Raw genomic sequence first — 23,150 nt, forward strand, 5'->3', positions numbered from 1 at the left:
CTTTGCAATTTTTTGGACCGATCATGTTGAAACGCCTGCTGACAGCCCTGCTGTGTCTGACCCTCTCCGGCCTGACGGCTGCCGCCCCTGCCGAAGACAAGGCCGCCGCACCGGAAATGACGGCCGAGCAATTCCTCGCCCAGTTGCACCTGCAGCGCGGCAAGATCACTTTGCCCGGTGGCATCGCCACCCTGGATTTGCCCGCCAACTTCCGTTATTTGTCGCCGACGGACGCCGAGCGCGTGCTGGTCGATGCCTGGGGCAACCCACCGGGGATGGAATCGCTGGGCATGATCGTGCCCGCCAAGACCAGCGTGCTTGAGCGCGACAGCTGGGGTGTCATCGTCACGTATGAAAAGGAAGGGCATATCAAGGATGACGATGCGGACAGCATCAAGTACGACGAATTGCTCAAGGATATGCAGGCGTCCGTGCTGGAAAACAATGCGGAGCGCAAGAAGCAGGGCTATCCCGGCATCCATTTGATGGGCTGGGCGGAAAAACCCAGCTATGCCAAGGATACGCACAAGCTGTACTGGGCCAAGGACCTGATGGTCGATGGCGGCGAGCACTCGCTGAACTACAACGTGCGCGTGCTGGGCCGCGAAGGCGTGCTGAACCTGAACGCGATCGCCAGCATGCAGCAGATCGAGGCGATCAAGAAAGAGATGCAGCAAGTAACGGCGTTCACGGAATTTACCGAGGGTAACCGCTACACGGATTTCGACAGCAAGACGGACAAGGTGGCCGAATATGGCCTGGCGGCGCTGGTGGCCGGTGGCGTGGCCAGCAAGCTGGGCCTGTTTGGCAAATTGCTGGCGCTGCTGCTGGCCTTCAAGAAAGTGCTGCTGCTGGCCGTGGTGGGCGGCGGCGCGGCCATCGTTAAGTTTTTCAGCGGCAAGCGCAAGGAAAAGCAGGCGCCGCAGGCCGCACCTCCTGAACAGCCCTCCCATGCGCCCGATGGCAAGGTGAATCTGGACAAGTAAGCCTGTGTGCGCACCCGCAGGCGGCGCCTCGGGTACACTGGCTCATCGTTCACTATCAGGAGTCCGCCATGTCCGTGTCCATGTATCAGGCAACCATTCCCGTCTTCATCCGCGGCTTGCGGGTCGTTTCCGCCCTGCTGGAAAAAGTGCAAGCCCATGTGGAAGAAGATGGCATCGTGCCCGAGATTTTACTGGGCGCGCAGCTGGCGCCCGACATGCTGGATTTGACGGCGCAGGTGCAGCGTGCCAGCGATACGTCGAAGATGTCGGTCGAGCGCCTGAGCGGCGTGCCGGCGCCGAAATTCGAGGATAACGAAGCGTCGTTCGAGCAGCTGCAAGAGCGCATCGCCAACACCATCGCCTACATCGACAGCGTGAATGCGGGCCAGATGGCGGGCAGCGCGCAGAAAGAAGTCGTGCTGAACTGGACTGACGAGGGGACGACATTCTCGGGCGACAATTACCTGCTCAGCTTTGCCTTGCCGAACTTCTATTTCCACGTCTCCATGGTCCACGCCATCCTGAGAAACAATGGCGTGGCCGTGGGCAAGCTCGATTATCTTGGTCCTTACGATTAACGTTGCGGTTGCTGCTCGACCTGGTTCTGCACCGCATTGCCCAGCATGCCGCCGCCGATGACGCCGGCCACCGTCGCCAGCGCCTTGCCGCGGCCGCCACCGACCTGATTGCCGATCAAGCCGCCGATGACGGCACCTGTGCCGATGCCCACGTAGTTGGGTTGTGCCGGTGCCGGGGCAGGTACTGGCTGCTGGCGCACGGGTTCGCGGTAGGCGGTGTCGCGGTAGCCATCATTGCTGTCATTGTAGGCAGGGCGCGATTGCGCCACTTGCGTGTGGTGCACGACGCGTTTGTGCACGACGGGCGCCGGGGCTGGTGCCGGGGCCGCTTGCGCGACGACAGGCGCGGCCACCGGTGCAGTCACGGGAGCGGCCAGGGCAGCGGCGCCGGCTGGCGTCATGGCGGCTACGTCGGCCGGCACGGTTGGCACGTTCGCCCGCGAATTGGGCAGGATGCCGGCGATGGACGCTGCGCCCACCAGGCACAGGACCGTCACGGAAATGGCGGCGCCTGCCATCAAAGGGTGGATGCGGCTGGCGGTAGTCGTCGTGTTCATGTGCTCTCCTGGGTGGCAAGATATTGCCGTGTTGTTGATGTGTCCAGATTAACGGTGTGCTGCCCGCAAGGCTAGATGGTGCGCTGTATCAAACGTAAGCAGGTGTAAGCCGCGTTTTCCAAAGCACAGTAGAATCGGTGCTTCCCCTTTTCCGGAGTCCGCCATGAGCCAGCTATTCACGCCATATGCCCTTGGCCCCTTGCAGGTGGCCAACCGCATCGCCATCGCGCCCATGTGCCAGTATTCGGCCGACAACGGCAACGCCACCGACTGGCACATGATCCACCTGGGTCACCTGGCCCTGTCCGGCGCGGGCTTGCTGATGACGGAAGCGACGGCCGTCTCGCCCGAGGGACGCATCTCGGCCGATGACCTGGGCCTGTGGTCGGACGCGAATCAAGCTGCGCTGGCCAAGGTGATGCAGGCGATCCGCCGCCACTCTCCGATTCCCTTGGTGGTGCAGCTGGGCCATGCGGGACGCAAGGCGTCGAGCCGCGCGCCCTGGCAGGGCGGCGCCTGCGTGCACCTGGCCGACGGTGGCTGGCAAACGGTGGCGCCATCGGCCATCGCCCATGCGCCTGGCGAAACCGTGCCGATCGCCCTCGATGAAATGGGTTTGCTGCAGATCAAGGGCGCCTTTGTGGCGGCTGCGCAGCGCGTGCATGCGCTCGGTATCGAGGGCATCGAATTGCACGCGGCGCACGGTTATCTGCTGCACCAGTTCCTGTCGCCACTGTCCAATCACCGCACGGATACGTATGGCGGCAGCCTGGAAAACCGCATGCGTTTCCCGCTGGAAGTCTATGAAGCCGTGCGCGCGGCCGTGCCAGCCAGCGTGGCCGTGGGTGTGCGCATTTCCGCCACCGACTGGGTCGAAGGTGGCTGGGAAATCGAACAAAGCGTGCGTTTCGCGCAGGAACTCAAGCAGCTGGGCGCCGACTTCATCCATGTTTCCAGTGGCGGAATTTCTCCGCAGCAGCAAATCCCTGTAGGCCCAGGCTACCAGGTGGCGTTTGCCGAACGCATCAAGCGCGACAGCGGCTTGCCCACCATCAGCGTGGGCTTGATCACGGAGGCGCAGCAGGCGGAAGACATCATCGTCAATGGTCAGTCCGACATGGTGGCGCTGGCGCGCGCCATCCTGTTCGATCCGCGCTGGCCCTGGCATGCGGCGGCCGAGCTGGGCGCGCAAGTGCAGGCGCCACCGCAGTACTGGCGCTCGCAGCCGCGCGAATACAAGAACCTGTTCGGCGACACGACCCTGGGGCAGCGTTAAGGCTTACTCTGCTACACTGACGCTTCTTTCCCCATTTCTCCAGGACGCTTCGACATGCGCCATTGATACTGCCGTGCTGTGCACGGCCTCGCCCATCCCGCCACAGCGCCTTGCGCCGCGCGGGTTCGCCAGCCTTGCTCAAGGAGTATCCATGCCCGCATTACTACAACTCGACCGTCTTTCCTTTGTGCTGCCCGGTGGCCGGGTATTATTTTCCGATTTGCAATTTAGCTTTGCTCCGCAACGTATCGGCCTCGTCGGCGATAACGGCGTGGGCAAGAGCGTGCTGGCGCGCCTGCTGGCGGGCCAGGCGCAGCCGTCTTCTGGCGCCGTACGCTGCGACGGCAGCGTGCATTACGTGGCGCAGGAACTCGATCCGCAGCACTATCCCACCGTGGCGGCCCTCGCTGGCGTGACCAGCTTGCTGGCCGCGCTAGCGCGCATCGCCGAAGGCAGCATCGATGAAGCCGATTACGCTCTCGTGGGAGATCGCTGGGATGCCCACGCCCGTCTGCGCCAGGCGCTCGATGCGCTCGATTTGCGCCACGTCAATGCCGACACGCCAACGGCCAGCCTGAGCGGCGGCGAACGCCAGCGCATCGCCCTGCAGGGCGCCTGGTTGTCGCAGGCCGACTGGCTGGTGCTCGATGAGCCGAACAACCATCTCGATGCACAGCAGCGCGCTCGTCTGGTGGCGCAGATGGCGCGCTGGCCGGGCGGCTTGCTGCTGATCAGCCATGACCGCGGCTTGCTCGAGCACGTCGATGACATCGCCGAGCTGTCGCCGCAGGGCTTGCGCAGCTATGGCGGCAATTACGCGATGTATGCGCAGCAGCGCGCGCTGGAACAGGCCGGCTACGCCGCTGTCCTGCAAGCGGAAAAGGCGGGCGCCAGACGCGAACAGCGCGAGGCGCAGCAGCAGGCCGAACGCCAGCAGAAACGGGTGACACGCGGTGAGCGCGAGGCGCGCGAAGGCAATCAAAGCAAGCTGCTGCTGGACGCGAAAAAGGAGAAAAGCCAGGATAGCCAGGGCAAGCTGCGCCTGCGCGCGCAAGAGGCGCAGCAGGCGCGCCAGCAAAGGGTGATGGAGGCCAGCGCCCGCTGCGCGCCCGAGGCGGAACGGCTGCTGCTGGCGCCCGAGAGTGCCGTGCCGAACGGCAAGCTGATCCTGGAGCTGCGCGACGTGGTCTTGCCGCATGGCCAGGCGCACGCCATCAACCTGGTCATCAGTGGCCCGCGCCGCCTGGCCGTGACGGGCGACAATGGCAGCGGCAAGTCGACCCTGCTGCGCGTGATCGCCGGACAGCTGGCGCCCGCCAGCGGCGCGCTGCGCTGCCATGCGCGGGTGGCCTGGCTGGACCAGCATGCGGGGCTGCAAGATGGCGAGTGGAGCGCCGTGCAGCGCTTGCAGGCACGCAACAGCATTCTGCCTGAAGGCGAGTTGCGCACGCGGCTGGCGCTGCTGGGCATTGCCGGCGCGCGCGCTACCATGCCCAGCCGTTTGCTCAGCGGCGGCGAGCGCATGAAGGTGGCGCTGGCGGCCGAACTGTATGCGCTGGCGCCGCCGCAACTGCTGCTGCTCGATGAACCCGACAATCATCTGGACCTGGCCAGCCTGCAGGCGCTGGAGCAGATGCTGCTGCAATATCGGGGCGCGCTACTTGTGGTTTCGCACGACCAGGTATTTCTGGAAGCGATAAACCTTGACCCGGAGGGCTTGACATTGCACAAGTGACAATTTAATGAAAAAAGTCACGCTCGATGCCTGTAGAGCATGCTTCATGAACCGATGCTGAATTTTGTTTGATTGTCGGTATAATCCACTGAATAACCGGGCCTATTTGTGAACTAAAACTGCTGGTTCACCAATATGATGACGTTTAATCTGGCGCTGTTGTCGGTCACTGCCGCGCTGCCAGGGCGTCATCCTCCGTGCCCTGCCGTGCATGAATTTTGGTTTCGCTTATATTGTTTTCTTGGAGAAATAGCATGTCGTTTTACGAAAAACTCAAAGCCCTCAACATCGAACTGCCAGTCGTTGCCGCGCCAGCTGCCGCCTACGTGATGCATGCCCGCACGGGCAACACCGTCTTCCTGTCCGGCCACCTGGCCAAGAAGGATGGCAAGGTCTGGGTTGGTCAGCTGGGCAAGGACGTCACCACGGAAGAAGGCAAGATCGCTGCGCGCGGCATCGCCATCGAACTGATCGCCACCCTGCAAGACGCGTGCGGCGGCGACTTGAACAAGGTCAAGCGCATTGTCAAGGTCATGAGCCTGATCAATTCCACCTCCGAATTCACGGAACAGCACCTGGTGACCAATGGCGCCTCGGAACTGTTCGTCGAAGTCTTCGGCGACAGCGGCAAGCACGCCCGCTCCGCCTTCGGCGTGGCGCAAATCCCGCTGGGCGCTTGCGTCGAGATCGAGCTGATCGCCGAACTGGCCTGACACAGTAGCCTGACCACATGAGCATGCCGGCGCTCAGCCGCCGGCCAGCCTTTTCCTCCTTTCCAGCAAGAGCGGAACCGCCATTGGGGTGGAGGGATCGGTGTATTCAAGAAAAAAACGGAGACACGTAATGAAAACGAGTGAACAAGGCTTGCACCGCGGCCTGGGTGAGCGGCAGATCCGCCTGATGGCGCTGGGCGCCGCGATTGGCGTGGGCCTGTTTTTGGGTTCCGGCAACGCGATCAAGATGGCCGGTCCCGGCATCATGCTGTCGTACATCATCGGTGGCGCGGTCATCTTCATGATCATGCGCGCGCTGGGCGAAATGGCCGTGCACAATCCCGTGGCCGGCTCCTTCAGCCGCTATGCCCAGGATTACCTGGGCCCCCTGCAAGGCTATCTGACGGGCTGGAACTACTGGTTCCTGTGGCTGGTCACGTGCGTGGCGGAAATTACCGCCGTCGCCATCTACATGGGCATCTGGTTCCCCGACGTGCCGCGCTGGATCTGGGCCCTGGCGGCCCTCGGTTCCATGGGCGCCATCAACCTGCTGGCCGTGAAAGCCTACGGCGAGTTCGAATTCTGGTTTGCCCTGATCAAGGTGGTCACCATCATCCTGATGATCATCGGCGGCACGGGTATGATCATCTTCGGCCTCGGCAACGACGGCGTGGCCATCGGTATCTCGAACCTGTGGACGCATGGCGGCTTCTTCCCTAACGGCGCGCAGGGCGTGCTGATGTCGCTGCAGATGGTGATGTTTGCCTATCTGGGCGTGGAAATGATCGGCCTGACGGCGGGCGAAGCGGCGAACCCGAAGAAATCGATTCCTGACGCCATCAATTCCGTGTTCTGGCGCATCCTGATTTTCTATGTCGGCGCATTGTTCGTCATCCTGTCGATCTACCCATGGAATGAAATCGGCACCACCGGCAGCCCCTTCGTCATGACGTTCGAACGCCTGGGCATCAAGACGGCCGCCGGCATCATCAACTTCGTCGTGCTGACGGCAGCCTTGTCGTCGTGCAATGGCGGCATCTTCAGCACGGGCCGCATGCTGTACAACCTGGCGCTGCAAGGCCAGGCGCCAAAGGCATTCGCGGAAACCACGGCCGCCGGCGTGCCGCGTCGCGCCATCCTCGTGTCCGTCTTCGCGCTGCTGCTGGGCGTGCTGCTGAACTATCTGGTGCCGGAAAAAGTGTTTATCTGGGTCACCTCGATTTCCACCTTCGGCGCCGTCTGGACCTGGGGCGTGATCCTGGTCACGCAGATCCAGTTCCGCAAGACCTTGACGCCGCTGGAAATCAAGAACCTGGCCTTCCGCATGCCGTTCGCACCGTACGGTTCCTGGATTTCGCTGGCGTTCCTGGCGCTGGTGATCGGCCTGATGGCGTATTTCCCCGATACGCGCATCGCCCTGATGGTGGGACCTGCCTGGCTGATCCTGCTGACGGTGCTGTACTACGCGTTGGGCCTGGCGCCGAAAGAGCGCCGCGACGATGTGCCGCAAGGCTACGAAGCGGGCTGGCCACCGGCTGACGCGCCGCAGGGCAAGAAGTAATCCGGCTCGGCTGAGCTGAACCGAAAGCGCGCCCCTGCTCCTGCAGCGGCGCGCTTTTTGTTTCATATTGGCAATTCCATGTTCCCCTAGCGCCAGTGCGCGTTTTGCGGCGCACGCCTGGCGTTGTTTCCTTGCATCAAACTTCTGTTTAGCTGGGCCGATGAAAGCCCTATAATCGCTTAGTTTTGAAAATGGACGCGATCTTTCCGGTTTTTTGCCAGGTAGGGCCGGAGCGCTATTTGTTTTTACCCGTCATGTTCCGAACAACACCTGACAAAACCGTAGCGAGCGGATGCGAGTCGTGGCTAAGAAGCGCAGCTGTGCGAATGCACAGTGAGCATCGCAGGCCGCGAATCGCGACGCGCAGTAGGTTTTTGCAGGTGTTCAAGTGCATGCCTCATAAAGGAATGTTAGTGAGCCAAACCCTGGTCCAGAAACTTTGCCGCACCAAGCCGATCGATACCACGGTCGAATATGGTGAAGGCCTCAGCAGCAGTGGCTTGAGCCGGTCCATCGGCCTGTTTTCCCTCACCATGATCGGCGTCGGCGCCACCATCGGCACGGGCATTTTCTTTACCATGGTCGAAGCCGTCCCCAAGGCGGGCCCATCGGTCGTTCTGTCTTTCCTGATCGCCGCCATCACGGCCGGCCTGACGGCCTTGTGCTATGCGGAATTGTCGTTCCGCATACCCGCCTCCGGCTCCTCGTATTCGTTTGCCTACGCCACCGTGGGCGAGTTTCTTGCCTTCATCATGGCCGCCTGCTTGCTGCTCGAATACGGCTTGGCGGGCAGTGCCGTGGCCATCGGCTGGTCGTCCTACCTGAATAATTTCCTGGAAAATGCCTTCGGCTGGCACATCCCCGAGATGCTGCGCACGCCGATGATCGTTTCCGGCCCGCATGGGATGGAGTTTCATGCCGGCCACATCAACCTGCCGCCGATCTTTTTGATCTGCATGTGCGGCTTCCTGCTGTTGCGCGGCGCCAAGGAATCGGCCCTGATGAATGCCATCATGGTCATCATCAAGCTGGCGATTCTCGTGTTTTTCATCGTCATCGCGTTTTCCGGTTTCAATGCCGAAAATTTCTTCCCCTTCTTCAATACCGACAATAGCAAGGGCTTTGCCGGCATGACGGGCGTCACGGCCGCGGCCGGCACCGTCTTCTTCTCCTTCATCGGCCTCGATACGGTGGCGACGGCGGGTGACGAAGTGAAAAATCCCACGCGCAATGTGCCGCGCGGCATCCTCGGCGCCTTGCTCATCGTTACCGTGTTTTATCTGCTGGTGGCCGTGGCGGCCCTCGGCGCGCAGCAAGCGAAATTGTTTGAAGGCCAGGAAGCGGGCCTGGCGGTGATCCTGCAAAACGTCACAGGCAAGACCTGGCCCGCACTGGTGCTGTCGGCCGGCGCCGTCATTTCCGTCTTCAGCGTGACCCTGGTGACGATCTACGGCCAGACGCGCATCCTGTTTGCCGTCAGCCGCGACGGCCTGATCCCGAAATCGTTCCAGAAGATCCACCCGCGCACTCTGGTGCCGGTCAGCAATACCATCATCGTCTGCCTCGTCGTGGCCGTGGTGGCCGGTTCCGTCGATGCGACTTACCTGTGGGATATGGTCAGCATCGGTACCCTGACGGCCTTCATGGTGGTTTCGATCGCCGTGCCCGTGCTGCGCCACAAGCAGGGCGCGAACCGCATCGAAGGCTTCAGTGTGCCGTTCGGTCCGTACGTGATTCCGGGCCTGAGCATCCTGGCTTGCCTGTACATCATGCGCGATTTGCCGCATACGACGTTTGTCGTGTTCAGCGTGTGGATGGCGGTGACGGTGGCTATTTACTTCCTGTACAGCATGCGGCATTCGCATCTGGGCAAGAAGGCCCGCTAATGCAGTCTGTTCCATCCGAAACCGCCGCGCTTGCCGGCGGTTTTTTTTATTTCTAACCGGAATTTACATGATGAAAATAACTGATCTGGCCGCTTGCGGCTTGCTGGCAAGCAGCCTTCTGGGCACCCTGGCACACGCCGCCCCTGCAACCGAGCCGGCCTTGCGCGATTACCGCGCCGTGGCCCTGTCGGCCAACGGCCAGCGCATCGCCGCCATCGAGTCGAGCCGAGCGGGTGAACAGACGCAGCGCCCGCATGCGGCCATCGTCGTGCGCGACGCCGCCAACGGCGCCATCGTGCAGCAATTCGATCCGTGTGCCGTGTGTTCCTACGACAAGCCCAGCTGGTCGCCGGACGGCAAACAGCTGGCCTTTGTCGGCTACGACGCCAAGGCGGGCACGGCGCAGCTGTACCTGGTCACCCTGTCGCAGGCGCCGGTGCGGATGTTGACCAGTATCAAGGGCGTGGCCAGCACGGCGCGCTGGTCGCCGGACGGCAAGCAGCTGGCCCTGCTGGCGACGGTGGGCGCACGCAAGCTGGCCGGCGCCGTCGAAGCGGGCGCGCGCCAGGTGGGCGAAGTGGGTAGCGAAGACGATGCCCAGCGCATCGCCGTCGTGCCGGCCAGCGGCGGCGAGCCGCGTCTGCTGTCACCAGGCGACACCTATGTGTATGAATACAGCTGGACGCCCGATGGCCGCGGCTTTGTTGCCACCAGCGCGCAAGGCAATGGCGACAGCAACTGGTGGGTCGCCAAGCTCAGCCATATCGATGCTGCCACTGGCACCCTGCGCGTGATCGCCTCACCGGCCATGCAGCTGAACCTTCCATCGGTTTCGCCGGACGGCAAGACAGTGGTCTTCATCGGCGGTCTGATGAGCGATTTCGGCTCCATCGGCGGCGATATCTACACGGTGCCCTTGGCCGGCGGCACGCCGCGCAACCTCACACAAGACTATCGCGGCACGTTCAATGGCGTCGTCTGGCGCGGCGCCGGCTTGCTGGCAACGGCTCTGATCGATTCGCAGCTGGCGCTGGTGCCCGTCGATGCGCAAAGCGGCCCGGCCCAGCCGCTGCTGCTCGGTGAACTCAGCAGCAGCGGCAGCGATGGCCGCTTGTCGTTCAGCGCCGATGGCCGTCACGCCGCTGCCGCGCAGGAAGATTTTACGCACGCCAGCTACCTGGTGGCGGGCCCGGTGGGCCAGCTGAAAAAGATCACGCGCGACAATGACGGCTTTACGCCGCAACTGGCGGTGCAGAACGTGGGCTGGAACAACGAGCAATACAAGGTGCAAGGCTGGTTGCTGGGGCCGTTGAAGACGGACGCCGGCAAGCGCTACCCGATGGTCGTCAACGTGCATGGCGGCCCCGGCGCGGCTGCCTCGCCCCGTTACATGGGAGCGAGCACCCTGATCCACGAATTGACGCAAAAAGGTTATTTTGTCTTCCTGCCCAATCCGCGCGGCAGCTTTGGCCAGGGCCAGGCATTTACGCGCGCCAACATGGCCGACTTTGGCGGCGGCGACTGGCGCGACATCCTGGCCGGCATCGATGCGGTGGAAAAAGTGGCGCCCGTCGATGGCCAGCGCCTGGGCCTGATCGGCCATTCATATGGCGGCTTCATGACCATGTGGGGCGTCACGCACAGCGACCGCTTCAAGGCGGCCGTGGCGGGCGCGGGCGTGTCGAACTGGATCAGTTATTACGGCCAGAACGGCATCAACCAGTGGATGATCCCGTTCTTTGGCGCCTCCGCCTATGACAATCCGGCTGTCTACCGCAAGGCGTCGCCCATCGAATCGATCAAGGCGGCCAAGACGCCAACCCTGATCTACGTGGGCGAGCGCGACGTGGAAACGCCTGCCGCCCAGTCGCTGGAATTCTGGCACGGCCTGCGCGCCATGGGCGTGCCGTCCAGCCTGTTCATCTACGATGGCGAAGGCCATTCCTTCCGCAAGCCCGAGCACCAGCGCGACTTGCAGAAGCGCACTATCGGCTGGTTTGAACAATACCTGAAGTAAGCTGAGCAGGCTTAGCGCGGTGCCACAATATGCACGATCGCCGCGCTATGTATCACAATCTTGTCCGCATCTGCCTGTAACAGGCGGATGCGCCGCTGCACCAGCGGCCATCCCGACCAGGCCACGTCGCTGACGGGCGGCGCGGGCAGGGTAGCCAGCGGGGCGCTGATGGCAGCCTTGTCGTCGAGCTGTTCCAGCGCGCGTGACAGGGTCAGACACACTTGCGTATGGCTGTGGCCAAGCAAGGCATTGACGGGGGCGACGGGAAGCTGGCTGGCATGGCGCCCGAGGATGGAGCGCAGCGCCGCCACGTGGGCGACCAATAAATAATTTTGCACGATGAACAGGTTGATGTCTTCCACGGCCCGCTGCTTGCTGGCCGGTTCGTCGAGCATGCGCACCAGCGCCGAGCTGAGCGCGGCCAGGCTGTCCATCAAGCGCTTGCGCTCGATACGGTAGGCGAAATCATCAAAACATTTGCCTTGCAGCAGCGCGAAGCTGGCCTGCATATAACTCACATTCACATTCAACACCTGGCGCACGAGGCGTGGCAGGCTCTGGTATTCCCAGTTGGCCAGTACAAAGCTGAACACGGTGGCCACCGCCGCGCCGATCAGGGTGTCGATCAGGCGCTCGCTGACGAGGTTCGGGTTGCTGGGCGCCACCAAATGCATTTGCAGCAAGATCATCAGGCTGACGGCGATGGCCGTGTAGCGGTAGCGCAAATAGATGAAGGTGGGCGTGGCCACGATGGAGAGGAACAGGATGGCCATCAGCACGATATTGCTGTGCACGTAGCGGATCACGATGGCCGTGATGACGCAGCCGATGATGGTGCCGATGATGCGGTCGGCGCGGCGCTGGCGCGTCATGCTGAACGTGGGGCGCAGGATGATGACGATAGTCAAGACGATCCAATAGCTGTGGGCCGCATACGGCAGCCAGTGGCCGATCAGCAATCCCACCGAGATGGCCATCGAGACGCGCAGGGCGAAGCGGAACACAGGCGAGTCCAGGCGCAGATTCGACAGCAGGGTTGTCAGCTCATATTTCTGCTGCGACAAGAAGGGTGCCATGTCCGCGCCACTCCAGAATGGCACGTCGGCATAGACTTTTTGCGTGGCCAGGTGCAGCTCGGCGATCATTTTCAAAATGGCGCGGATCTTGTTGCGCTGCGCGCGCAGGGTGGCCAGCGCTTCCTGCGCGTTGTCTCCCTTGGCCTGCAGGCGGACGATTTCCGCTTCGATATCGGCCCATTCCTTGTCATAGCTGATCTGCGCATACGAGGCGCGCTTGCGCGTGACGGCATAGGCGACGGCTTCGATGTCGCGTGCCGCCTTGTAGGCCAGGTCGTGCAAGGATTTCAGGACGTCGGAGTCGGCCAGGTGCTGGCGCAGCAGCGCGTAGTCCGTGTGGGTCGAGAGTATCAGTTCATACAGATCGAGCATGCATACGTGCACTTGCACGACGATGGCATCCTTGCTGTTCTTGTGGCTGCGCAAAATCAGGTCGCGCGACGCTTGCTGGCGGTCGGCCAAAATGCTTTGATGGCGCACCAGCTTGTTGAACTGCTCCGTCAAATTAAAACGCGTGTCGTAGAAATCGGCCTTGATATCGATGTAGGCGGCCAGTTCGAACAGGGCTTCGGCCAGCACTTGTTGCTTGATGCGGTGGCGCAAGACCCAGGCGATGGCCATGGCGTAAGCCAGATAGATCAGGCCACCGAGCATGAACAGGCCCGCGTGGTGGAACGATTGCTGCCACGTCATCTGGTGCTCCATCGACATGGTCATGATGAACAGGGCGGCCAATTGCAAGGGCATGGATTTCTTGCCGTACACCACCATCATGCTGGCGAGGAAACTGACCAGCACGAGCACCGTCATCAACAGCCACTGCACGGGCCCGCACAGGCTGATCAGGAGTGTCACGGCGCTGCACAGCAGCACGGAAGCGAGCATTTCGTTGAACTTGTGGCGCAGCGGGCTGGGCATGTCCATCAGGGTCGTGCACAGGGCGCCGATGCACACCGTCATGGCGGTGGCGCTGTCACTGATTTCCTGGGTCAGCAAGGCCAGGCCGACGAGACCGATGGCCACGCGCAAGCCCAGATAAAAATAATGGCTGTAAATAAAGGTGCGCAGGTTCAGTGCGTAGTGCATGGGATTACCTTGTGGGCAGGGCACAGAAAGAGGCGCCGCACCGGGGTCTCCGATGCGGCGCCAGGATGTTGCAGTCGCTACAGCCCGGATTTACATCAGGGCGATCACTGGGTAGCGCCGCCATTCCGGCTCGGCAAAGCGCTGGCAGTGTGCAAAGATGAAGTTCAGCACGGCTTCCTGATTGCTCAGCAAGGCGGGATTGGCCGCTTTCCACTCAGCAAACTTGGCCGCCAGCGCCGGTTCATCGCGCAGCAGTTCGGATGCCATGTCTTCGAAGACGTAATCGGAAAACGCTTCCTTCTTCTCCAGCACGCTATTGAAGAAACCCCAGCGGAAGAAGCTGTCGTGCGCCTGCGGTTCCAGGGTTTCCACGGCGTAGCGGGCGTTGTCCTGGTCCAGGCTGATCACATAATCACCCGCTTGCACGGTGAACTGGCCCGTGCGCGCTTCGAGTTCTACATGGTCGTGGAACATGTGGCCTTCGTAGGCCGTGGCGCGCGTGCCGACGGAGGCGATGTGGTAGTAGCGGGCCGTTAAGGTCTGTTCGGCGGTGATGCGGCTCATTTCGACGCCGTTCCAGCGCAGCCGTTCGATCACTTCGCGCCACGCTTGCGGTACCACATAGGCTTTCGGCGCGGCCACGGTGACGTCCGCATCGAAGCGGTTGTAATACTTGATATCGCGTTCCCACGGCTGCGAGCGATCGTAGGACAGGCGCTGGTAGTCACCCAGCAGACTCGGCGTGTATTGCGCCGCATAGCCCTTAAAGGGGAAGGTCGACGGCTGCTCTTCGTTCATGGCCCAGTGGATCGGCCACTCGGCTTGCGTGCGGCCCGCCGCCTTGGCTTGCGCGCGCAATTGGCGGATTTTCTCGCCGTGTTCCACCGTGAACGCCATCGTGATGTCGAGCAGGGCGCGCATGGAGGCGTAGCGGTCGGCAAACGGTTTCAGCATGTGCGTTTCCGGCATGAAACCGATGACGTGATGCAGGGCCGCAAAACCGGTCGAGAAACGGGGCACTTCGAGGAATTCGGCGATGCCGTGGTCGGGGCTATCCTTGACGGGATTCACATACGGGCACGTGGGCCAGCCAGCGCTTTCCATGTGCGCAAAGATGTGCGGCAGCATGGTGTCTTGCAGGAAGGGCCCCAGGCCATTGCCCAGCTTATCCGTCTGCGTGTGGATCAGGGTCATCGTGTACGGGTAGTCGGCGCCGTTCGATGTATGCGTGTCGACCATCACATCCGGATCCCAATTCGTCAGCAGGCGGTTGAACACTTGCGCGTTCAGGCTGTCGCACTTGATAAAGTCGCGGTTCAAGTCCAAGTGGCGACTATTGCCGCGGAAACCGAATTGCTCCGGACCATCCTGGTTCACGCGCGACGTGTTGGCGCGGTTCAGGCTGCCATCGACGTTGTAGATGGGAATGAACAGCAGCACGGTGCTGCCCAGCGCGGCCAGGCGCTCCGGCTGCGTGCAGAGGTCGCGCACGATGGCCATGCAGGCGTCGATGCCTTCCGGTTCACCCGGATGGATGCCGTTGTTGTTGAAGAACACGGTGCGGCCTGCGCGCTTGATTTGCTCGCGGTCAAACACGCCGTCCGCGCTGACGACGCCAGCGTGGATGGGCACGCCCGAGTCGGACAGGCCGATCTGTTCGAAGTGCAGCACCTGCGGATAGCATGCGGCGAGATATTGATAGAAGGTGATGCATTCCAGCCAGGTCGTGGTCTGGTTGTGGTTACCGAGTTCGTAGGTCGTGCGCAAGTCTGGTGGCATAGCGGTCTGAGTCTGGGAGGGGGAAGGCGCGCTGGGTAAGTACGCCCACTAAGGGCCAATTGTAGCACCGGCGCTGCCGCCTTGAGGCGCCGCAGGGGCTTGTCGCGGTACTTGTGTTATGAATACGTTTCACGCACGAGGGAGGCGGCATGGTGAAGATGGCGACTGCGATGGCGATGGCGGTGCTGGTGTGGTGGGCTTGCCTGGCGGCGCAGGCGGCGCCGTTGCGCTTGCCGGCGGGCAAGGGAGCGGTGGCGCAGGGCGGGTCTGTCACGGCTAGCGCGCAGGGCGCGCTGATACGCTACCGGGGTTGGCTGCTGGCCATCGATGGCGCCGTGCCGGAAGAGCGGCCTGACATCGTGTTGACGTCGGCGGATGCGGGCCACGCGCCACAGTTGCAGATTGGCCCCATGCGGCGCGGCTTGCCCCTGTGGTCAGCCTTCGAGCTCGTCAAGGGAAGCGCGCGCTTGCGCATCACGGCGCTGCCGGGCTCCGATGCGCTTCCCGCGCTGCTGCTGGACTTTGGCGATAGCGACTACCGCATCGTGATTCCCGCCGCCCCTATCGAACGGCAAGCCTATCCGCTGCTGGCGCAGCGCTTTCCCGGCGCCGACCTGGCCTTGCTGCTGCACGAGGGGCGGCGAGTCATGCTGCCGCTGGGCCATGGCAGCGCGCAAGTGTTTGGCGCGGAGCAAGCCGTGCCTTACCGCTTTAGCAAGATAAAACGCTAGGCGAAAAAAAGCCACTCCCGCAGGAGTGGCTCAGGCTAAAGCGCCCGTTGCCGGGTTATTGCTTTTTGTTACTCAGCGCCCATTTCTTTCAGCAGGTTGTCTGCGTGGTCGATGTGTTTCATGTTCCACAGCATGTAGCGCAGGTCGACCTGGATCGAACGGGTGTTGGCCTTGTTGTAGTCCCAATCGGAAATGATCGAGTCCAGCGTACCGTCGAAGGCCAGGCCGATGAACTCGCCTTTGGAGTTCAGGGCAGCCGAACCGGAGTTGCCGCCGGTGATGTCCAGGGTGGCCAGGTAGTCGACCGGCACGGTTTTCAGCTTCGGATCGACGAATTTACCGAAGTCCTTGGCTTTGATCGCGGCCAGTTGATTGGCTGGTGCATTGAACTCGCCCTGGCCCGTGGCTTTGGCAACGACGCCATTGACGGTGGTGAAAGCAGTCCAGGTGGTGCCATCGGCGCCATGGTCGCGGCCGGCCACTTTGCCGAACGTGACGCGCAGGGTGCTGTTGGCGTCAGGATAGACCGCTTGGCCTTTGCTCTTCATGAAGGCAATTTTTGCTTTCATGTAGTTGGCATAGGCTTGCTGGATCTTGCCTGCCAATTCTTCGTCTTCCGCTTCGTTTTTCAGCGAATCCGGATACATGGCGACGGCTGCCTGGATGAAGCTGTCCTTGCTGGCCTGGAATTCGGCTGGCGTGCGTTTCAGCCACGCTGCGCGTTCTTCCTTGTCGGCCAGCTTGCTGCCTGCATACAGCTTGTCCAGGGCGGCGGACAGGTCGGCTGGCGACATGCCGTCCTTGATGCCGATGGCGGCGTCGAAGCTGGCGCGGCGTTGTGCTGCCGGTTGCGCGGCGTACTTGGTCAGGCTGTTCAGTACCAGCGCCTTGTCGACTTTTTCATCGTAGGTGCGTTCGACCGATGTGATGCCCGACGTCAGGCGCGGCAAATCGCGCGTCTGGTAGCCGGACTTGCGTTCCGTGTCGGCCTTGGTGCCTTCGTTCGACAGGCGGTACAGGCTGCGTGCCGTGTTCAGCAGGCGTGGCTGTGCGTAGCTGAGGAAGAAATCGCGCTTGGTGTCGGCATCGCGCTCGGCGATCAGCTTTTCCACTTGCTCGATATCGCCGGCAAATTCAGCCTTGCGTGCTGGCGTGGCGTTGACCCACGCTTTCAGGGCGTCGTGTTCCGTTGTCTTGCGTGCCAGGAAGTCGCTGCCGGCGTAGGAATCGAGCATGCCTTGGCGGTTCTTGTAGTAATTGTTCACGCCAGCAACTTGACCCGCATATTTCAGGGCAACATCCTTGTTGTCCTTGGTTTCGCGCGCGATGATGGCCAGGGTTTCGCCTGACGCTTTCACGAAGGCCGGATAGTTCCAGTCAAACGTGTACGCCACTTCCGATGGCAGGCGGTGACGGTTGGTGCGGCCAGGGTAACCCAGGACCATCACGAAATCGCCTTCTTTCAAGCCATCCTTGGCCAGTTTCAGCACGTGTTTTGGCTGGTAAGGCACGTTGTCCTTGCTGAAGTCGGCAGCTTTGCCGTCTTTGCTGACATAGGCGCGGTAGAAACCGTAGTCGCCCGTGTGGCGTGGCCACATCCAGTTGTCGGTATCGCCGCCGAACTTGCCCACGCCTGCCGGAGGCGCGTGCACCAGGCGCACGTCGCGGATTTCCAGTTGCTTGATCAGGTAGAACTCCAGGCCGCCGTAGTAGGCGGACACGGTGCAGCGGAAACCGGCTTCTTTTTCGCATTCGGCGACCAGTTTTTTCTGGTTTTTCTCGATCGCGTCGATGCGTGCCTTGCCTTGCAGCTTGGCCACGTCGGCGGTGATGATCTTGTCGCTGACATTGGTCACGGCCGAGGTGACGAAGATGCGGCTGCCTGGGGCGGCCGGCAATTCTTCAGCGAACGTCTTGGCCAGGAAACCGTTGGCCAGCAAATCGCGCTCTTTGGTCGAATTGACCGCCACGCTGTTGTAGACGCAATGGTGGTTGGTGGCAACCAGGCCTTGCGGCGAGACGAACGAGGCCGAGCAGCCGCCCAGGCTGACGATGGCGCCCATCGGGAATTCCGTCAGTTTGGTCAGGGTGGTCGGATCGAGTTTCAGTCCGGCCGCTTTCAGTTCCTTGGCTACTTGTGGCAGCTGTTGGGGCATCCACATGCCTTCGTCGGCGTGTGCGAAGTTGCTCAGGATAGCGAGCGCGATTAAAGATTTTTTCATTCGAGTTCTAGTCTTTTACATGAAGGGAAGTCGGAACCAACGTGTACCCAGTGTTTTTTCTCAGCGGGCGACCTAGAGTATCCGTATCGAACTCGCACTAGTCAATCACATTTTCCCGACGGCATGTTTGTAGTTGCTTATGAAAATTACACTATTTTTGATATTGCAGGGGCAGAAGCGGGCTGTGAACGGGCATTTTCTCGTGCCGCGGCTGTGGTATTGTCCATACAATTGTCTTGCCGGCAATAAAAAGTGGCCGGGCGCTTGCGCGGCCCGGCCACTTGCTGATGCGCTGCGATGTGTCTGCTTAGCGTATTTTGCCGCGGCGCAAAAGATTCACGATGCCCAGCAGGATCACGGCGCCCAGGAACGAAACGAGCAGCGAAGACAGGCTGAAATTGTCGCTATTGATGGTGCCCGTGCCGAACAGGGGCGCCAGCAGCCAGCCGCCCAGGAAGGCGCCGACGATACCGACGACGATATTGAGGAAGATGCCCTGTTGCGCATCCGTTTTCATGACCATGCTGGCCAGCCAGCCGATGACACCGCCAATAACGATCCAGATAATGAAATTCATGTAATCCTCCGCGCGATGGATGAGTGGTTGTGCCAGAGCGGTGCAGCCTGCACGTCATGGCAAATTGATACTGATGCCGCACGATAGAAAAGTCCAGCGGATTCGCATGGCACATGCAAAAGCCCGCCTGGCTGCGGGCAGCGAGGCGGGCTTGTCATGCGACAAGGTCGTGTTTAATCGGCCTTGATGGCTTCCACCTGGATGGCCAGCTTGACTTCCGGCGAAAACGCCGGCATGCCGTAGTTCAGGCCAAAGTCGCTGCGCTTGAAGTCCGCCGTGGCATCGGCGCCGCAGACTTCACGCTTGTAGCGCGGGTGCATGATGCACTTGAACTTGCTCACGTTCAGCTTGACGGGCTTGGTCACGCCCAGCAGCGTCAGTTCGCCATCGACTTCCACCAGCTGCTCGCCGTTGAACTTGAGCGATGTGCTCTTGTAGGTGATCTGCGGGAATTTCTCGACATTGAACATGTCCGCTTTTTTCGCGTGCGTGTTCATGGCGTCCAGGCCGAAGTCGATCGAATCGGCATCGATGACGAGGTCCAGGCTGCCCGTCTTGGCGGCGCGGTCCAGGGTCACGGTTCCCTTGGTCTTGTTGAACTTGCCGCGCCACACGGACATGCCCATGTGATCGGCTTCAAAGCTGGGGAAAGTGTGCGTCGGGTCGAGGTTGTAGGTGTCGGTCGCGGCCATGGCCGAACCCGCGCCGGCCGCTGCCAGCACGGCGATCATCAAGTGCGAAAATTTCATTGAGTTCCTAGAGTTAAACAACGAGAAATAAAACGATTATTGGGCTGCGACGTGGAATTTAATTGTGACTTCGTCGGCGACCATGCTCGTGTCTTTCCACTCGCCTTCGCCGATGTTATAGGTCAGGCGCTTGATCGGCAGGGCGCCGTCGAACGCATATTTGCCACCATCGGCTTTGACCGTCAGGGGGAAGGTCACGTCGGTAGTCTTGCCTTTGATGCTCAGCTTGCCGCTGACCGTCAGCTTGCCCGCGCCGGCGGCTTTGATGCTGCTCGAGACGAAGGTGGCTTTCGGGAACTGGGCCGCGTTAAACCATTCTTTCTTGGCCACTTCCTTGTTGTATTCCGGATCGCCGATATCGATGCTGGCCGTCTCGATTTCCACCGATGCTTTCGACGCGTCCGGCGTGGCCGGGTTGTAATCGATGGCGATATTGAATTTCTTGAACTTCGCTTCCACAGGCACGTTCATTTGCTTGAACACGGCCGACACGCTGGTCTTGGCGGGATCGACTTTCAGCAAGGTGGCGGCGGTGGCGGCCACGGACAGGCCCAGCAGGGAAGCGAGGACGATGCGTTGGGTGGTTTTCATCTTGTTTTTTCCTGTAGTTTCAGTGAGCAAGGGAAGTCGGTGTTACGGCAACATACGCTTGAGGACGCCATCGCGGTCGATGAACTGGTGCTTCAGTGCCGCCAGCACATGGGCGGCCACGGCGGCGGCCATCGTCATGTTCAGAACATAATGAATCTCTTTTAAAAGCGGCTTAAGTTCCGGGTTCGGCGCCATGATGACGGGCAGCTGGAACAGGCCCAGGTAAACCACGGGCACGCCGGCGGCCAGCGTGTACAGGTAGCCGGAGACGGGCACGGCGAAGATCAGGATATACAGCAGCACATGCATGGCGTCGGCCGCCTTCTTTTGCCAGGCCACCATGCTGGCAGGGTGCGGCGGCGGCACGTTGGCCTTACGCCACAGCAGGCGGATGGCGGCGATGGCCAGCACGGTCACACCCAGCCATTTATGCCAGGAGAAATATTTGAGCTTGGTGGGCGTCAGGCCGGGAATGTCGACCATGACCAGGCCCATGATGAAGGCGCTGATGATCAGCAGGGCGGTCAGCCAGTGCAGGATGATGGCGGTGGTGGTGTAGCGTTGCATCGACGGCTTTCTTGAAAGTAGTACGTATTAGGACTAATTCGGCCTAATATACCAAAGAAAAGCAAATTGCGCTGCGTGCTGCAGATTCTACAAGAAAGATTGCTGGAAAAACTGCGGGGCGGGCAGCATTTGTGTGCTGGCCGCCCCGCAGGAGTGGGATAGCAGGATCCCCATGTGGAAACTGCTTAGATGGCTTTGGCCAATTGCGCGGCGATACCGATGTAGTTGCCCGGCGTCATGGTCAACAGCACGTCCTTGGCATCCTGCGGAATGGCCAGGCCATTGACGAAGGTTTGCAGCGCTTCTTTCGAGATGCCCTTGCCGCGCGTCAGCTCTTTCAGCTGTTCGTACGGGTTTTCGATGCCATAGCGGCGCATCACGGTTTGTACGGGCTCGGCCAGAACTTCCCACGTCGCGTCCAGGTCTTGCGCCAGGCGCGCGTGGTTCACTTCCAGCTTGTTCAGGCCGCGCAGGCAGCTGTCATAGGCCAGCAGGGTGTAGCCCAGGCCCACGCCGATATTGCGCAGCACGGTCGAATCGGTCAGGTCGCGCTGCATGCGCGAGACGGGCAGTTTTTCCGACAGGTGTTTCAGGACAGCATTGGCCAGGCCCAGGTTGCCTTCCGAGTTCTCGAAGTCGATCGGGTTGACCTTGTGCGGCATGGTCGAGGAACCGATTTCGCCCGCTTTCAGTTTTTGCTTGAAGTAGCCCAGCGACACGTAGGTCCAGATGTCGCGGTTCAGGTCCAGCAGGATCGTGTTGGCGCGCGCGAAGGCGTCGAACAGTTCAGCCATGTAGTCGTGCGGCTCGATCTGGATGGTGTACGGGTTGAAGACCAGGCCCAGGCGCTGTTCGATGACGGCCTGCGAGAATGCCGGCCAGTCGAAGCCGGGGTAGGCGGACAGGTGGGCGTTGTAGTTGCCGACGGCGCCATTCATCTTGCCGAGGATTTCCACTTGCTCGATGCGTTTCACTGCGCGCTGCAGACGGGCCACGACGTTGGCGAACTCCTTGCCCAGGGTGGTCGGGCTGGCCGTCTGGCCGTGCGTGCGCGACAGCATCGGCACGTCGGCGTTGTCGTGCGCGATCTGCGTCAGCTTGGCCACCAGGCCGTTCAATGCGGGCAGCATCACGCCATCGCGCGCGGCTTTCAGCATCATGCCGTGCGAGGTGTTGTTGATGTCTTCCGAGGTGCAGGCGAAATGGATGAATTCCGACGCCGCCACCAGTTCCGGCACGTCCGCCACTTGTTCCTTCAGCCAGTACTCGACAGCCTTGACGTCATGGTTGGTGACCGCTTCGATGGCCTTGATGCGGGCCGCGTCGGCTTCCGAGAAATCGGACGCCATCTTGTCAAGCAGGGCGCTCGCTTCTGCCGAGAAAGGCTTGATCTCGGCGAAACCGGCTTGCGACAGCGCTTGCAGCCAGGAGATTTCCACTTTCACGCGGTGGTGCATGAAACCGGCTTCGGACAGGATCGGGCGCAGCAGATCGGTCTTGCTGGCGTAGCGGCCATCGAGCGGAGACAGGGCCGACAGCGTGGAATACGGAGTAGTAGAAGTCATGAGAGCGGACGCAAGTTAAAGAAACGGTTGGCGTGTGGCGCGCGGGGAGGGCAGGGCTATTGCAATACAGCAACACTGACGGCGCCACAGTAAAGGGCGATTTTACCACCGCTGGCCGCTGGCCAGCCGTCCGTTGGCCGCCGGCGCACCGCAATTTGGCCGAATTTGGCCCCGATGCGGCGTGCCTGCCACACCCGAGCGACCGTCGGGCGCGTGCTGCCAAACACCGCTGCCGCCGATGCTATACTGCTTGCTGCTCCCTTACCTCAAAGTACCTATGAAACTGATCGGTTCCCTCGCCAGCCCGTATGTCCGCAAAGCCCGTATCGTGCTGGCGGAAAAAAAGCTCGACTATGTCTTCGAGCTGGAAAACGTGTGGGTGCCGGAAACCCGCATCGCCCAGGCCAATCCCCTCGGTAAAGTGCCTTGCCTGGTGATGGAGGATGGCAGCACGCTGATCGATTCGAAAGTCATCGTCGAATACCTCGACACGCTCACGCCCGTGTGCAAGCTGCTGCCGGCCGGCGGCAATGGCCGCGAGCGGGCCGATATCAAGAACTGGGAAGCGCTGGCCGACGGCATCCTCGACGCGGGCGTGCTGGTGCGCCTGGAGCGCACGCAGCGCCCGCCCGAGCAGCAAAGCGCGGCCTGGATCGCGCGCCAGCTGGACAAAGTCACGCTGGGTCTGGCGGCGCTGGAAGCACGCCTGGGCGAGAGCGCCTATTGCGCCGGCAAGAACTACACCCTGGCCGACGTGGCCGTGGGCTGCACCCTGGGCTGGCTCAGCTTCCGCTTCCCGGAAATCGACTGGCGCGCTGATCACCCGGCGCTGGCGCGCCTGTTCGACAAACTGTCCGAGCGGCAGTCGTTCAAGGACACCGTGCCGCAGTGAGCGCAC

The 23,150-nt window shown here is 61.5% G+C and carries 19 protein-coding genes; 10 read left to right on the top strand and 9 right to left on the bottom strand.

What is annotated here, in order from left to right; translation table 11 throughout:
• Nucleotides 1–23 precede the first annotated feature (23 nt).
• Both CSQ93_RS00210 and CSQ93_RS00215 read left to right on the top strand, forming a co-directional pair.
• Nucleotides 24–986: a DUF2167 domain-containing protein gene (locus tag CSQ93_RS00210; RefSeq protein ID WP_233515963.1), complete on the top strand. Its 963-nt coding sequence runs from the start codon at nucleotides 24–26 to the stop codon at nucleotides 984–986.
• A gap of 68 nt (nucleotides 987–1,054) precedes the next feature.
• Complete coding sequence (locus CSQ93_RS00215) at nucleotides 1,055–1,564, top strand: DUF1993 domain-containing protein (protein ID WP_099376237.1); 510 nt, start codon at nucleotides 1,055–1,057, stop codon at nucleotides 1,562–1,564.
• Here CSQ93_RS00215 and CSQ93_RS00220 read toward each other — a convergent pair.
• Nucleotides 1,561–2,121, bottom strand: a complete 561-nt coding sequence (locus CSQ93_RS00220; protein WP_099376238.1) for a glycine zipper 2TM domain-containing protein — start codon at nucleotides 2,119–2,121, stop codon at nucleotides 1,561–1,563. The two genes, CSQ93_RS00215 and CSQ93_RS00220, sit on opposite strands and share 4 nt — an antisense overlap.
• 163 nt (nucleotides 2,122–2,284) lie before the next feature.
• Here CSQ93_RS00220 and CSQ93_RS00225 point away from each other — a divergent pair, with 163 nt between their 5' ends.
• The 6 genes from CSQ93_RS00225 (at nucleotide 2,285) to CSQ93_RS00250 (ending at nucleotide 11,309) form a co-directional block, all read left to right on the top strand.
• Complete coding sequence (locus tag CSQ93_RS00225) at nucleotides 2,285–3,397, top strand: NADH:flavin oxidoreductase/NADH oxidase (RefSeq protein WP_099376239.1); 1,113 nt, start codon at nucleotides 2,285–2,287, stop codon at nucleotides 3,395–3,397.
• Nucleotides 3,398–3,548: 151 nt separating this feature from the next.
• Nucleotides 3,549–5,132: an ATP-binding cassette domain-containing protein gene (locus CSQ93_RS00230; protein WP_099376240.1), complete on the top strand. Its 1,584-nt coding sequence runs from the start codon at nucleotides 3,549–3,551 to the stop codon at nucleotides 5,130–5,132.
• A 254-nt stretch (nucleotides 5,133–5,386) separates the two neighbouring features.
• Nucleotides 5,387–5,845: a RidA family protein gene (locus CSQ93_RS00235; protein WP_099376241.1), complete on the top strand. Its 459-nt coding sequence runs from the start codon at nucleotides 5,387–5,389 to the stop codon at nucleotides 5,843–5,845.
• A gap of 130 nt (nucleotides 5,846–5,975) precedes the next feature.
• Nucleotides 5,976–7,406 (top strand): amino acid permease, encoded by a 1,431-nt coding sequence (locus tag CSQ93_RS00240; RefSeq protein WP_099376242.1) that lies wholly within the window; start codon nucleotides 5,976–5,978, stop codon nucleotides 7,404–7,406.
• Between the two features lie 413 nt (nucleotides 7,407–7,819).
• Nucleotides 7,820–9,292 (top strand): amino acid permease, encoded by a 1,473-nt coding sequence (locus CSQ93_RS00245; RefSeq protein ID WP_099376243.1) that lies wholly within the window; start codon nucleotides 7,820–7,822, stop codon nucleotides 9,290–9,292.
• Between the two features lie 67 nt (nucleotides 9,293–9,359).
• Entirely contained in the window at nucleotides 9,360–11,309 is a 1,950-nt protein-coding gene (locus tag CSQ93_RS00250) for a S9 family peptidase (protein WP_233515964.1), read from the top strand.
• A gap of 11 nt (nucleotides 11,310–11,320) precedes the next feature.
• Here the strand turns inward: CSQ93_RS00250 and CSQ93_RS00255 are convergent, their stop codons facing one another.
• Both CSQ93_RS00255 and CSQ93_RS00260 read right to left on the bottom strand, forming a co-directional pair.
• On the bottom strand, nucleotides 11,321–13,471 hold the full coding sequence (locus CSQ93_RS00255) for an FUSC family protein (protein ID WP_099376244.1): 2,151 nt from the start codon (nucleotides 13,469–13,471) through the stop codon (nucleotides 11,321–11,323).
• Between the two features lie 90 nt (nucleotides 13,472–13,561).
• Nucleotides 13,562–15,250 (bottom strand): M14 family zinc carboxypeptidase, encoded by a 1,689-nt coding sequence (locus CSQ93_RS00260; RefSeq protein WP_099376245.1) that lies wholly within the window; start codon nucleotides 15,248–15,250, stop codon nucleotides 13,562–13,564.
• A 149-nt stretch (nucleotides 15,251–15,399) separates the two neighbouring features.
• Here CSQ93_RS00260 and CSQ93_RS00265 point away from each other — a divergent pair, with 149 nt between their 5' ends.
• Entirely contained in the window at nucleotides 15,400–15,981 is a 582-nt protein-coding gene (locus tag CSQ93_RS00265) for a hypothetical protein (RefSeq protein ID WP_099376246.1), read from the top strand.
• Between the two features lie 68 nt (nucleotides 15,982–16,049).
• On the opposite strand, the gene CSQ93_RS00270 is transcribed toward CSQ93_RS00265, so the two are convergent.
• The 6 genes from CSQ93_RS00270 to purB all read right to left on the bottom strand — a co-directional run bounded on the left by CSQ93_RS00270 (nucleotide 16,050) and on the right by purB (nucleotide 22,252).
• Nucleotides 16,050–18,203 (bottom strand): S46 family peptidase, encoded by a 2,154-nt coding sequence (locus tag CSQ93_RS00270; protein ID WP_099376247.1) that lies wholly within the window; start codon nucleotides 18,201–18,203, stop codon nucleotides 16,050–16,052.
• 307 nt (nucleotides 18,204–18,510) lie between these two features.
• Nucleotides 18,511–18,780 (bottom strand): GlsB/YeaQ/YmgE family stress response membrane protein, encoded by a 270-nt coding sequence (locus CSQ93_RS00275; protein WP_071075198.1) that lies wholly within the window; start codon nucleotides 18,778–18,780, stop codon nucleotides 18,511–18,513.
• Between the two features lie 173 nt (nucleotides 18,781–18,953).
• Nucleotides 18,954–19,529, bottom strand: coding sequence for a YceI family protein (locus CSQ93_RS00280; protein ID WP_099376248.1), 576 nt, complete (start codon nucleotides 19,527–19,529; stop codon nucleotides 18,954–18,956).
• 36 nt (nucleotides 19,530–19,565) lie between these two features.
• The gene (locus CSQ93_RS00285; RefSeq protein ID WP_034778891.1) at nucleotides 19,566–20,120 is read right to left on the bottom strand and encodes a YceI family protein; all 555 of its coding nucleotides are present in this window, start codon (nucleotides 20,118–20,120) and stop codon (nucleotides 19,566–19,568) included.
• 42 nt (nucleotides 20,121–20,162) lie between these two features.
• Nucleotides 20,163–20,687: a cytochrome b gene (locus CSQ93_RS00290; protein ID WP_035822789.1), complete on the bottom strand. Its 525-nt coding sequence runs from the start codon at nucleotides 20,685–20,687 to the stop codon at nucleotides 20,163–20,165.
• 185 nt (nucleotides 20,688–20,872) lie between these two features.
• A complete protein-coding gene (gene purB, locus CSQ93_RS00295; RefSeq protein ID WP_099376249.1) occupies nucleotides 20,873–22,252 on the bottom strand; it encodes an adenylosuccinate lyase in 1,380 nt (459 codons plus the stop codon).
• A 277-nt stretch (nucleotides 22,253–22,529) separates the two neighbouring features.
• Between purB and CSQ93_RS00300 the strand changes: the two genes are divergently transcribed.
• Nucleotides 22,530–23,144, top strand: coding sequence for a glutathione S-transferase N-terminal domain-containing protein (locus CSQ93_RS00300; RefSeq protein WP_070290828.1), 615 nt, complete (start codon nucleotides 22,530–22,532; stop codon nucleotides 23,142–23,144).
• Nucleotides 23,145–23,150 lie beyond the last annotated feature (6 nt).

Source organism: Janthinobacterium sp. BJB426, assembly GCF_002735705.1.
Lineage (GTDB): Bacteria > Pseudomonadota > Gammaproteobacteria > Burkholderiales > Burkholderiaceae_D > Janthinobacterium.